This is a genomic window from Mucilaginibacter limnophilus (assembly GCF_004005815.1).
GTDB classification, from domain to species: domain Bacteria; phylum Bacteroidota; class Bacteroidia; order Sphingobacteriales; family Sphingobacteriaceae; genus Mucilaginibacter; species Mucilaginibacter limnophilus.
Genome location: NZ_SACK01000004.1, coordinates 257,421 through 270,129 on the forward strand (window position 1 = coordinate 257,421; position 12,709 = coordinate 270,129).

Sequence of the window (12,709 nt, forward strand, 5' to 3'; positions counted from 1 at the left end):
GCTATAGGTTTAAAGCAGTGTAGATTAAACCATCACGGGCCGAAACAGGGAATTTGCTTATGCCCAAGGCCTTTTTCAACTTGGCATTGTTAACCACATAACTCTCGGTAAGCTTTTGCAGGCGATGGCTGTTTAGCGGCAAGTGCAGCTTATCACCAGCGCGGGCGGCAAACTTGATAAGTCCCGGCGATATGTGCCATTTAAACGCTTTTATATGCAAAGCCTTCGCCATAATATCAATCATTTGCGTGGTTGACAGCGGCTCGTCATCAGCAATATTATAGATGCCGCCGGGTATTTTGCTATCGCTCAAAATTGCGTTAAGGGCAAACAGCAGATTTTGTATTGATAATACAGATCGCTTGTTGCTAAACGCCGCCAGCGGATAGGGCACACGTTTATTTACCAGCGTGTACAGCAGGTTAAGGTTACCCTTATTTCCCGGCCCGTGTATCATACATGGCCGTATAATAAAAAGCCGTTTACCCAAAGGCAACGGCATGGCAAGCAATTGTTGTTCGGCAGCCAGTTTTGAGCGGCCGTAGGCAGTTGCGGGTTGGGGCTCATCTGTTTCCAGTAATTCACCGCTTACACTATCTGCAGCGGCCTTAACTGTACTCAGGTAAATGAAATCGGTAGCCTCTGATCTTAAAAACTCCTTAAAAACCTGCATGGTTAAATCGGTATTTACTAAAAAATACTCGGCTTCCAGACTTGTGTTTTTTAGATCATGCGCCTTGCCTGCCAGGTGAATTATCGCATCGAAATTATTTAATTGCGACAATTGAGAATAAGTTATAGTATCAAACGGCTCAACAACACCTTGAGTACGCCCTACACCAGTAATCTTACAACCTTTACGCATTAAATAGCCGGTGAGGTTTTTCCCTACAAAACCGCTGTAACCGGTTATTATCACATTTTTCATCGTGCGTATTTTATCATCCCGTTTATTACATAGTTCACCATAAGGTATGACGAATAGAAAATATTAATTTTCTCTACATCACGATATACCTTCCACACATACAACATGGCCTTATACTTATTGCGCGACAATGAGTTTTTACGGATACGATACACAGCCAGTGGCTCCTGTATCCCATAGGCATTGCCTATTTTTTTTAATATCGACAGCCACAAGCCATAATCCTGTCGCTTGGGTATATCAGGCATAAAAAACTTTCCTGTACGCTCAATATCAATAAACGCAGTAAGACATGATATTGGGCAGGTTTTTAGCAAGCTGTTGTAATTCACTCTCGCCGGAACTATAAAATCTTCATATAAAGGATTCAGTTCTTCGTCTTTACGCCTGTACGACGAAAAAACAAAGGAATAATCATGCCTTTTCATGTAAATAAGTGATGTGGAAATAAAGCCGGGCAACCACAGGTCGTCACCATCTAAAAAGGTTAGGTACTTGCCCCGGGCCATTTCAATGCCGCGGTTACGTGATTTTGCCGCGCCCAAATTCCGCTCGTTAACCAAGTATTTTATACGGTTGTCTTTTTCAGCCTCAGCTTTTACAAATTCAAGAGTATCGTCGGTAGAAGAATCGTCAACAATAATCATTTCCCAGTTTTCGTAGGTTTGACTTTGTACCGAACGTATTGTTTGTTGAATATATGGCGCGCAATTGTATGCAGCAGTAATAATAGAAACCATGTCGCTGCAAATATTTGCATTGAAAATGAAAACACTATGCATTTAACATCAACGCTATGTTAAAGTGCTATTCTACTACTATTTTAGGGTCGGCTTCGGCTTGCTGTCTTAATCGCTTCAATTCGTAAGCCGCTGTACGTCTTTGTATAACCGGATTTTTAAACAATACGTACATGCCAAAGTTACGCACCGGGTAGCGCAGGGCTACCTCTTTGTTTTCTATCCATACCGGGTTAAGCACATAAATTGCCCCGTTAATAGTATCAGTTGATGGCCGCCCTATGATACCGAAACCTACACCCGATTCTTCATCCCTCGCGTTAGTTATCCTTATGGCTGTTTTGCCCACGGTACGCTTAAGCAAATGCTGCAACGACACCACGATACCATACTTACGATTGTTCATGGTAGTTAAATTAGTCAAGGTGATGTTGTCAATTACATCGGTAGTATGATTGGGTTCAATGTCGATACCGCTCATGGGCATTTGCCCATTTGAATTAGCTACTATACCCCCTGTAACTGTAACACCGTTACCTGCCGTAATCGACATGCCGTTGCGGCGGTTATCGTCAAGCAGTGGGTCGGTAATGGTTATGCCCTGCGCGGGTATTTTATTTATTTGGCCTACGTAAATACCATCGCCCCAACATTTATATATGTGCGGACTAACAATATTTACATTTTTTGATGCCCGCACAGCTATCCCCATTCCCCACTGGCCGGCAGCACCAAGGTGCGTGTATTTATCGCCATAAATAACCGGGCGGTATATCTCTACATTCTGTACCTGGTGCACACGTAATATTTCGTAAGTTTCAAGATTGCTCGGCTTTAGCAACAATGTCGACAGGCTATCAAAAAGAATGGTTTGTCCGTTATTTACGGTTAAACCGCTATCATTCACCATCACTGGAAAATTGGGCATAAGCACTACGTCGTGAGCGTTAAAAGCTAATTGCATGTAGCGTGTATAATCAACAGTACCATCAGTTTTATAACCTTGCGGCAGGGCTCTTGTGGCATCGTAGGCTTGTTGCTTCAGGTTTTTAAAGCGGGTTTGCACTGCAGCACTTTCTTTTATTTGGAGAAATTGTGAAGGTATGGGTTTGTAAAAAAATCCATTTTGCGCACACGCGTTCAGCGATGCCAATACGTACAGTGTTAAAATAAACAGCTTAACTTTCATGGTCAATTTCCTTATTGGCTGCGGGCCGCATTATAAATTTTGCCGATACCATCCACAGCATCACAATCACCATCAGCATGCGTTTCATAAAAAAGAAAATAGCATTATCCAAATCGGCATTAAAGAGGAAAATAACGAACAATATCCATAGCGGCACTATGAAATTGCGTACGTCGCCGGGCGTGAGCGAATACACCCACTTATCAAGCTTAGCCATAAAAAACGCCAGCGGTAAAAAAACCAGGAAGGCCGTGTAATAACCAAAGTTCAAAATATACTCGCCAAGCAAACCAAAAATACGGGTGGTGTAAAAACCCATTACTTCGCCGTTATAATTGTACATCAACTCGGTTGCGGCTGTTTTTTTGGTGGTGACAGATTCCTTATCAATAATAAACGACGGGAAGAAATGCACAAATCCGCCGGGATAAGTAGCACCCATTTTGGGCTGATAGTTTGAATTTTCGTAGCGGTAAACCAGGTAGGGTTGTATATCGCCGCGGGCAAAATCGGTAAGCAGCATTTCGAAAATATCAAAATTATACTTCTCTTCCGATTCGTCCAATGTTCCCTGCGTGTAAGCCGACACCGCTTCGGAGCCGCCCTGCTTGTAAAACTTGTATACATACATGAAGCCCACCAGTAACATTGTGCCAATAACCATTTCGCGCACTTTGAACTTACGGATGAAGTAATGCATAATCATACAGGCATGCAGTATAGTAAGCACCGTATTGCTGCGGCTGCCGCGTAATCCGCCGAAAAATATACAGGCAGCGAACAGTATGACAAGAAATATGGCAATGGCACTGCCCTTTTGCAAGGCGGCGTTACGCATAGCATTCACATAAAACAGGAAGATAAGTGCTATAGGGAAAAACTCGGATATGATAAACAATATCCCGAAACCAGCGAAGCCCTGGTCTTCGCCACGGGCTTCATAAGTAGATATAAAGCCGGATATACCCCCAAGCCTGCTGTAGATAAACATCTGGAACAAGAAACTTATCAGGCAAAGCAGGTAAACATAGTTAAGCTTGGTACTGCTAAGCAGAAGGTACACTTTTTTACCCGGTTTGCTGGTTGAATAGAAGTACCTGTACGCTAAAATAAAAATCACTAACCCAACAGCATTTAATATACCGATGATGAATACATAAGGTTCCCAGTGCTGGGGTAGCATTAACGAGGCGTTGAATATAAGCCAGAAATTAAGCGCGAAATGCAGCAGCGGCGCAAAGTAGCAACCAAACCAAATGGTGCAATAAAAGTAAAACACCATGGGCAGTCGTAACCCGTTTTGTTTTGTAATGTGCAAAAGATAAAGCAACTGGTAAACCGACATCACCCCGCTTACCGAAACCGGCAGCAGGTACCAGTCGAACGGAATATTCAGCACCATCAGCATAAACAGGTTTATAACCGCCATTACCGATAGTGCAATTGTTAACCTGTTTACCGGGGTATTCATATTATAGGCTTAGGGTTAAGTCTAACTTTTCAACAGGTTTTTTAGCCGCCGCCATGGCAGCTTTTATTTTTATATAGAAAGGAATAAACAGCAGCACACAGGTGCATAGGTTAACCACCAGAAATACCAGCGCGGCGCCGTTTAAGCCGTAAACAGGAATAAGCAAATAGCTTAACATTAGCGACAGCGCCGACACAGCGCCATACACCGGCAATTGTATGCGGAACATTTTCATGGCATTAATGCCATTGTTGAGCACGAAAGCCATAAACGAGAAAAACGACCCGGCGAAGATTAACGACAGTAAGCCCTGCCTGCCTGCAAAATCGGCATTAAATATCAGTGGGTACAACCAGTTGCTGATGGGCACCAATATAAACTGCATCAGGCCAAGCGTACCTATCACCAGCGCGTCTTTTTTTAATACTGCTAGAAAGCCTTTATAATTATGCCCGTCGAAATGCGCGGCCAAGCGCGGCAGGCTGTTTTGCACAACCGACTGTACAAATATCCGCCCAAACACTACCAATGCCAGGTAACCCGATATAATGCCGACCTCGAAATTGCTGCGGAATTTTTCGAGAATGAAGCGCGGTATGCCCGGCAGCATGTAAACCAACAATAACGATAATCCTGTAAGCAAGGCGGTAGCCACTACTTTTTTTATCCGCTTATCAGCAAAGTTTACACATATCGGAAAATTCAACCCTTTAAGCAAACGAACGTCAATAGCCAGACTACACAGGTAGGCCAGCGGTAATGATATCAGCGCGAGTTGATACGATGCAAGAAATTTAAACAGCACTATGTTAAGCGCAATGGCCAGTACCGAGCGGAATATCAGCATTTTGCTGTACACTTCAATTTGGCGGCGTTTGTGAAACTCGGCATGTATCATATCGCTCAGCATCTCAAAGGTTTTAAACAGCCCGCCGAACAGGAATACGGTGAAAATATCTTTGTAAAACAACGCGCCTATAAGTAATGTCGTCAATAAAAAAGCGCCGGCGCTTAGCAAGCGTATGCTGAAAAATAGGTTGAAGCCGTAGCTGTCCCTTTGGTCGGCAACGTGTATGTTTCTTATTTGTAATGAAAAGAAAGCATACAGCGGCAATATCCACGCCATGGCAAGCGAATAATTACCCATGGGCAAGGTGCCGTAAAGTTTGGTAAGCAACATCAGCACTATCCACTGGCTGGCAGCGCTGGCCATGTTGCCTAAAAACGAGAAGGCATAGCTTTTAGCATCGGGTTTATTTAAAAGCCGTTTCAGCATAATTGGCTACGTTACAGCCTTGCGTCGGCAACACCTTTCGGCAGTACCGATTTTACATCATAAATAACCTTATGGCTGTTGCAAAGCGTATTTACATCAAGGGTTCTAAAAGCATCATGAGCAACGGCAAGCACCAATGTATCAAAGCGTTTACCGTCTTCAAGCGCGTTCACGCATTTAATACCATACTCATGTTCAACCTCGGCGCAATTGGCCAGCGGGTCGTACACCAGCACATCGGCATGGTACTCTTTCAGCGTGTTCACAATATCAATAACCCGGGTATTGCGCACATCGGGGCAGTTCTCTTTAAAGGTGATACCCATCACCAATATCTGCGCGTTTTTTACGGGAATATCTTTTTTCACCATCAGCTTTACTACTTCGTGGGCTATGTATTCGCCCATGCCATCGTTAAGTTTACGGCCGGCAAGTATTATTTCGGGGTGATAGCCCATTTCCTGCGCCTTTTGCGCCAAATAATATGGATCTACGCCTATGCAATGCCCGCCCACTAAGCCTGGACTAAACTTCAAAAAGTTCCATTTGGTACCGGCGGCGTCAAGCACGTCACGGGTATCGATATCAAGTTTGGTGAATATTTTCGAAAGCTCATTTACAAAAGCGATGTTGATATCACGCTGAGAATTTTCGATGATCTTGGCTGCCTCGGCCACTCTTATCGACGGTGCTTTATGGGTACCCGCTATAACTATTGAGTTGTACAGTTCATCAACCAAATCGGCCACTTCGGGTGTTGAGCCTGATGTTACCTTTTTAATATGTATAAGCGTGTGCTCTTTGTCGCCCGGATTTATTCTTTCGGGCGAGTAGCCCACAAAAAAGTCCTCGTTATATTTCATGCCCGATACCTGCTCAATTACGGGTACGCATTCGTCCTCAGTAACGCCCGGATAAACGGTTGACTCATATATCACAATATCGCCATCTTTAATAACCGTACCTACCGTTTTGCTGGCTTTGTACAGTGGTTTAAGGTCGGGACGGTTATACTTATCAACGGGTGTAGGTACGGTAACAATGTATATGTTGGACTGGCTTATATCGTCGTAACTATTGCTAACAGTAAGGCCCTTTTCGTTGCTTACTTTTAATACCGCTGCAAGATCTTCATCGTTAACCTCTTTTGTCCTGTCGTAACCTGCGGTAAGCTCGGCAATACGGCCTACATTGATGTCAAAACCGGTTACTTTATATTGTTTGGCAAACTCTACTGCCAGCGGTAAACCAACATAACCTAGACCAATTACTGTGATATGCGCATTAGCTAAACTGAAATCAGGTGTCATAAGGTGATTGTATTTTTCAATAAAGTAACCGTTTGGATATGTTATTTACATGAATACAGTTTTAACTTATCATTCAAAATATTAAATATTTTTCTTAAATAACCTTTTCAACCACGAGCGTTCCGGTTCATCACTGACATAGCCGTAACTATAACCATAATTATATCCGTACCCATACTGGTTTATGTTTTCCTGATGCCCGTCGTTTAATACCAGCATCAGGTTTTTAAGCGTGTTCTTTTCATAAATCTCCTTTATTAAACCGGTTTGTTTTTTAAAGGTGTAATTATATCTAATGAGGTACAGTGTGCGGTCGCTAAACTCCGAAAGGTTGAAAGCATCGGCGATAAGCCCAACTGGCGGGGAGTCAATGATGATGTAATCAAAACGCTCGCGCAACAAACCAAATAATTCCTGGTTTTTTTCGCTCAAAATCAGTTCAGAGGGATTTGGTGGCGTAGCGCCAGCGCCCATCACAAACAGGCTATCGAAACCGGGTACTTTCATTATCAACTCGTCGATATTGGTTACGCCCGACACCAGGTAATTGGTAATACCCGTATTAGCCGATAACGTTAAGCCCGATAACAGCATCGGCTTACGTAAATCAAACTCAAGCATTATCACTTTTTTACCCGCAAGCGCCATGGTAGCACCCATGTTTACGCAAAAAAAAGTTTTCCCTTCACCGCTCATGGTTGAAGTCACCAAAAACACCTTATTCTTATCGGCTGCTGCCGAAAGCTGCAGTTTGCTGCGCAGTAAGCGGAAAAGTTCGGCCAGCACAGTGCGGCTGCCCTCTTTAACCACCAATGTCTCCTTTAGGGTGGTGTGTACTATTTCGCCTAACACCGGTGCGCCCACATGCTTAACATCATCAATGGTTGATATCTTGTTTTTCAATATCTTTTTAAGTGATATCACTATCACAGGAATAATGAACGCCACAACGCAGGCCAGCATCAATAACAGCGGTTTACGCGGCTTCACCGGGGTATCGTTAACATCGGCCTTATCAATAATATTTAGGTTTGACACTGCCGCCGCCTTGGCCAAGCTAGCTTCCTCACGCTTTTGCAGCAGGTATTGGTAAAGGCTTTCCTTAATATTTTGCTGACGCTTAATCTCCAATAACTGACGCTCAACTTGCGGTACGTGCTGTTTGAGCGACTCAAATTTTGTGTTTTTACTCCTTAATGCATTACGCGCTATGGTTAAACCTTGTTGTATATTCGTTATATTTTCCAAGATGTTCTGGCGTAAGGCAACCAACTGCTCGGTAAGGTTAATCACAACGGGGTTGCTCTCAAAGTTAGATTTTAGCGCACGTTTACGCTGCAGTTGTAACTGGTTGAAATTGCTTATCAGCTGGGCTAGGGTAACATCCTGTATGCTAAGCGAACTCGGCACCAAGTTATCTTGATTTTTGGCACTGCTAATGTATTGCTTTATAGCGCTTAGTATATTTATTTGTATCTCATACTCGCTTAGTTTTTTATCATAGTCGCCGGTATTTTGAAGGTATTGCTGAGATTCGGAACTGATGTCAGTAATGTCGTTTTGCCTTTTGTAGTTTTCTACGTCCTTTTCAACTCCGGACAGCTCTTTTACCAGGTACACGAGCCTATCGTCAATAAAACTTATGGTTTTTGAGGCTATTTCGTTTTTATTTTCTATGGCTTCGAGGCTGTAAAGCTCAATCAGTTCGTTTAAAACATCGATACCTTTTTGGGGGATGTTACTAACAATGGACAGCTTAAGTACATTGCCTTTTTTATTTACCGGCGTAATGGTAAGATCGCCCAGATATGCCGCGGCTGTTTTTTTTACGCTGTTAAATTCGATATTAATATCGGTATTTAATGACAATGCCAGCTGCTGCGTTGATGTTATAAAAAAGGTACCCCATGGCAGCACAACCTGTTGGCCAAACTGGTAAACAGCTTTATGGGGCCCGTCGCTAAGCGTGTATTCTTTTGCCGAGAGCGGTTTTATAGTGACCTTTTTACCAGCTTCAAGCGAATCGAAACGTATAATACTTACCTTAACCGGAGATGTAGGGCCGTACACTTCCGAATCTCTTATTTTACCTTTTTTTTGATAAGTAACCTGCAGGTTAAGCTTGCGTATTACGTGTTGCATCAGGGTTTTTCCCTTCAATATTTCAATCTCGTCGTCAATATTTTTTGAGGTATTAAATAGTTCAAGATCGCTGAAAACATTACCGGTTTGCAGCAAATCCGCCCCGTTGTTGTCGTCGGTTATTACCATGGCGCTTTCAACCATGTATTCGGTTGTGGCATATCTCAGGTAAATAAATGCGGTGGTTAAGCAAAGTACCAGTGACAGCAAAAACCAGCCCCAGTTACGCCAGTACTGCATAAGTGTGTCTTTTATGTTGACAGGCTCAAGCGGTTGCAACTGGAAAGGGTTGGGTTGCGACATATGTTATCTGGATTAAAATAAGCGTGAAATAATAACGGTAATTACCGTAGCTGCAGCTACTACTATTGACAGTGAGCGCGTATCGGTACGTGCCTGGCGCTCTTTAAGCTTATCGGGCGCTACATATACCACATCATTTTGCTGCAAATAAAATGACGGAGATTGCAGCATATCGCTACTGTTAAGATTAAGGTGTGTAAGGCTGCGTTTGCAGTTTTCTTCGTGCACAACAATAACATTTTCGCGTTTGCCATACTGCGTCATATCACCTGCAAGGCCAAGTGCTTCAAGCACATTTACGCGGCTATTGGGTATATTGAATACGCCGGGGCGGTTCACTTCGCCAATTACGGTCACCTTAAAATTGGTAAACTTTATTTCAACAATGGGATTTTTCACACTCTTACTAAGCGTTTGGGTTAAACGCAGAACGGCTTCTTCAATGGTTAATCCTGCAACGCTTATTTTTCCAATGGCCGGGAAATTGATATTTCCATCTTTATCAACCAAATATTCGGGCAATTCTACCGATTGCATAATCGTGCCATTTGATACCGGATTGGCCGCCGGGAGTACGCCCTTATTAAATAAGTTGCTTGATTCTTGGTCGACGTTACTTACCGTTATCGCCAAATTATCGCCGGGTTGTATGCGCGGTTCAAGATGATTTTTAATTTGCCAGGTATATTTGGCGGTGTCGTTCAAATCACTTAAATAAACCAGGTTACGCTTGACCCCGCACGATGACAATAAAACCAGCACCGCAAAGCATACCATAATGCTCGTTAAAATTAAGCAGGGTTTAGGATTTCTTTTAAGCATTATACCGATAAGGAATCAATAGTGTACGCGGAGTTTTAATTGCCGTAAAAGTATTTTATCAGTATTATCTTAATGTTATTAATACATTCTCATAATATAATGCCTCGGCAACATATTCAATGCTTTATTATCAGCTTGTTAAGCGTCTATTATTTTATCGGCACAATATCATTTTAGATATTATCAGCACATTAGTTAAGTAATTTCAGGGCATATTTAAAATGAGATACCGTGCTTTTTAAATCGAAAAATGTTTTTACCAATACCCTGTTTACAACCGCTGTTTGCCTTGGGTTTTTGTGCGGCTGCAAAAAAAACGACCCAAAGCCCGACGCGCCAACCGGCCCCGTTACAAACCGTGAAATTAACCAGTGGGTAATTGACAGCCTGAAAAAGTATTATTATTGGGCAAGCAGCCTTCCGGCAAACCCGAACATAGATCTGGAGCCCACCGCTTTCCTAAACACGATAAAGGATAATGCCGACAGGTTTTCCTTTATCATGCAGCCGGGCGGCATATCATCCTTATCGCCTACCAGCCGTGTAAAATATGGTTTTGATTACATGGTGATACATGATGATGCCAGCGACAGGGTGCTAGGATTAGTTACACTGGTGCTTAACACTTCACCGGCGCATGGCGCGGGTATAAGGCGCGGCCTGTATTTTACCAAAATTAACCGCACGACCATCACCCAGGACAATGCCGCCCAGCTTTATAGCCAATTAGTTAACGGTACAACAGTCCAGTTAACCCGGGCCACGCTTGAAGATGGTGTTGTTAAGGAAGGCGCCAACACCACCATTAACGCTGCCGAAACATTTGAGCAAACCGCCCTTCAAAAAAACTTTACCGCCGATGGCAAAAAAATAGGTTACCTGTTCTTCACCGGTTTTAACAGTGCCGAAAGAAATGATTATTTAACCGTGTTTGACGGCTTTAAGGCAGTTAACATAACCGAACTGATACTTGATTTACGCTATAATGGCGGCGGTGATGTATCTGCGGCGGCTACCCTGTGTGCCATGATAGCCCAGACTGTTAAACAGGAAGAACTTTTTATTGAATACCGGGGCAACAGCAATGTAGGCGTGCGTAAAGACAATTTCGGCACGGCGGCAAGCGTTTCAAACGGACCTTCATTTGCACAGCTACAGCAGCGCAAACTAAACATCACCAAACTATATGTGTTAACCACACAAGCCACAGCATCGGCAGCCGAACTGATGATAAATAATTTACGACCGTATATGACGGTAGTACAGATAGGCGAAACCACCCGAGGTAAAGATGAAGCATCAATAACCATTACCGATAAGCGCGCTGCTAAACGCATCAACTGGACGTTGCAGCCCATTGTTTACAAAGTGTTCAACGCGGCGGGCATAGGTGGATACAGCTCGGGTCTCAGCCCAAATTTCACCGCGTCAGAAACCGACATCCTTCCTTTAAAACCTTTTGGCGATGAAACCGACCCTTTTATCAGCAAAGCCATCAGCCTGATTACCGGGAAGGTAGCGGCAGGTAAAGCGCCATCAGCATTAAAAAATGCTTCGGTAACGTTACCATTATTTAACTCGGCTATGCAAAACAATACTGCAATGCAGGCCGGTAACTAAAACAATGTTACTGCATAAAGTTTGACATCCGGTCGTTCACCAGGTAATTTATCCTATTGGGTGTTTCGGTTTCAATCCGGATATCCTGTATGGTATAAAGCGCGGTATAATCCGGAATAAAATCTATTCTGCCATAAGGAGTAATGTCTAATCCGGCAGGGTATGGCAGCGGTTTACTGGTATCGGCTACGCGGATATAAAACACATAGCTTGAAAAATCAGGCTCAACAGGCGGGGGAATTTCGGTAAATACGGCAAACTCTGTCCACTTAACATCGGGTACAGTAAGGGCTATCTGTGGTTTGATTCTGAACACAGTTGAATCAATTTTTACCGTATCGCCTCGTGAATTAAGTACTACCTGCCCGGTAAGCGGGTCGCGGGCCGGTACCCTTACATTGGCGGCATATTCTTCGTGCAGTTCAATATTAACACGGCCTTTGTAAGCCGAAGCTGTTGATTTAAAATTAAACCTTACACCCATATTGCCGGGGGCAGGCATCGGGAAAACTGGATTTTGCACAAATGTTTTACCATCATAAAATATAGCCACGGTAGTGTCCCTACCAGGCGTTTCAAACCGTATCTGGCTGCCTTTGTATGGAGTTTTGCCGTCTTCGCTGTAAAAAACTACACGGTTAAGGCGTTGTGTATCGGCAAAGGGCACCTCAAAAGCCACACCCGATATATCCTCAAAAACATTCCCTGCCAGCGAGCTTTTAGGCCCTATACGTACCTGCATGTTATCAAGCGTAAAACCCTTAAGGTTAATTTTAGGGAAGGTAGTGCCTTTTTCAAAACCCGGGCGGTATTGCTCTTCTTTACTGCAGCTGTTAAGAATTATCATGCCGCAAAAAAGTGCGCAAATGCTAAGAATATTGTTTTTGAGTGATTTCATTGTGTGATTA

At 43.3% G+C, this 12,709-nt stretch carries 10 protein-coding genes; 1 reads left to right on the top strand and 9 read right to left on the bottom strand.

The window, feature by feature from the left end; translation table 11 throughout:
* Position 1: 1 nt before the first annotated feature.
* From EOD41_RS12005 to EOD41_RS12040, 8 genes are all read right to left on the bottom strand, one after another.
* Positions 2-928 (bottom strand): NAD-dependent epimerase/dehydratase family protein, encoded by a 927-nt coding sequence (locus EOD41_RS12005; protein ID WP_127705151.1) that lies wholly within the window; start codon positions 926-928, stop codon positions 2-4.
* On the bottom strand, positions 925-1,668 hold the full coding sequence (locus tag EOD41_RS12010) for a glycosyltransferase family 2 protein (RefSeq protein WP_205780548.1): 744 nt from the start codon (positions 1,666-1,668) through the stop codon (positions 925-927). Before EOD41_RS12010 ends, EOD41_RS12005 begins: the two co-directional genes overlap by 4 nt.
* 67 nt (positions 1,669-1,735) lie before the next feature.
* Entirely contained in the window at positions 1,736-2,857 is a 1,122-nt protein-coding gene (locus EOD41_RS12015; RefSeq protein WP_127705155.1) for a right-handed parallel beta-helix repeat-containing protein, read from the bottom strand.
* A complete protein-coding gene (locus EOD41_RS12020) occupies positions 2,847-4,328 on the bottom strand; it encodes a hypothetical protein (protein ID WP_127705157.1) in 1,482 nt (493 codons plus the stop codon). Before EOD41_RS12020 ends, EOD41_RS12015 begins: the two co-directional genes overlap by 11 nt.
* A gap of 1 nt (position 4,329) precedes the next feature.
* Entirely contained in the window at positions 4,330-5,604 is a 1,275-nt protein-coding gene (locus EOD41_RS12025) for a lipopolysaccharide biosynthesis protein (RefSeq protein WP_127705159.1), read from the bottom strand.
* Positions 5,605-5,615: 11 nt separating this feature from the next.
* Complete coding sequence (locus EOD41_RS12030) at positions 5,616-6,914, bottom strand: nucleotide sugar dehydrogenase (protein ID WP_127705161.1); 1,299 nt, start codon at positions 6,912-6,914, stop codon at positions 5,616-5,618.
* Between the two features lie 81 nt (positions 6,915-6,995).
* Positions 6,996-9,359 (bottom strand): GumC family protein, encoded by a 2,364-nt coding sequence (locus EOD41_RS12035; protein WP_127705163.1) that lies wholly within the window; start codon positions 9,357-9,359, stop codon positions 6,996-6,998.
* 12 nt (positions 9,360-9,371) lie between these two features.
* Positions 9,372-10,136, bottom strand: coding sequence for a polysaccharide biosynthesis/export family protein (locus EOD41_RS12040; RefSeq protein WP_127705166.1), 765 nt, complete (start codon positions 10,134-10,136; stop codon positions 9,372-9,374).
* Positions 10,137-10,412: 276 nt separating this feature from the next.
* On the opposite strand from EOD41_RS12040, the gene EOD41_RS12045 reads away from it, so the two are divergent.
* A complete protein-coding gene (locus tag EOD41_RS12045) occupies positions 10,413-11,801 on the top strand; it encodes a S41 family peptidase (RefSeq protein ID WP_127705168.1) in 1,389 nt (462 codons plus the stop codon).
* 7 nt (positions 11,802-11,808) lie between these two features.
* Here the strand turns inward: EOD41_RS12045 and EOD41_RS12050 are convergent, their stop codons facing one another.
* On the bottom strand, positions 11,809-12,699 hold the full coding sequence (locus EOD41_RS12050; RefSeq protein ID WP_127705170.1) for a hypothetical protein: 891 nt from the start codon (positions 12,697-12,699) through the stop codon (positions 11,809-11,811).
* Positions 12,700-12,709 lie beyond the last annotated feature (10 nt).

Coding starts and splice junctions, on each gene's coding strand:
- EOD41_RS12035 (WP_127705163.1), bottom strand. CDS start 9,359: ATGTCGCAACCCAACCCTTTCCAGTTGCAACCGCTTGAGCCTGTCAAC.
- EOD41_RS12025 (WP_127705159.1), bottom strand. CDS start 5,604: ATGCTGAAACGGCTTTTAAATAAACCCGATGCTAAAAGCTATGCCTTC.
- EOD41_RS12050 (WP_127705170.1), bottom strand. CDS start 12,699: ATGAAATCACTCAAAAACAATATTCTTAGCATTTGCGCACTTTTTTGC.
- EOD41_RS12005 (WP_127705151.1), bottom strand. CDS start 928: ATGAAAAATGTGATAATAACCGGTTACAGCGGTTTTGTAGGGAAAAAC.
- EOD41_RS12015 (WP_127705155.1), bottom strand. CDS start 2,857: ATGAAAGTTAAGCTGTTTATTTTAACACTGTACGTATTGGCATCGCTG.
- EOD41_RS12020 (WP_127705157.1), bottom strand. CDS start 4,328: ATGAATACCCCGGTAAACAGGTTAACAATTGCACTATCGGTAATGGCG.
- EOD41_RS12030 (WP_127705161.1), bottom strand. CDS start 6,914: ATGACACCTGATTTCAGTTTAGCTAATGCGCATATCACAGTAATTGGT.
- EOD41_RS12010 (WP_205780548.1), bottom strand. CDS start 1,668: ATGGTTTCTATTATTACTGCTGCATACAATTGCGCGCCATATATTCAA.
- EOD41_RS12040 (WP_127705166.1), bottom strand. CDS start 10,136: ATGGTATGCTTTGCGGTGCTGGTTTTATTGTCATCGTGCGGGGTCAAG.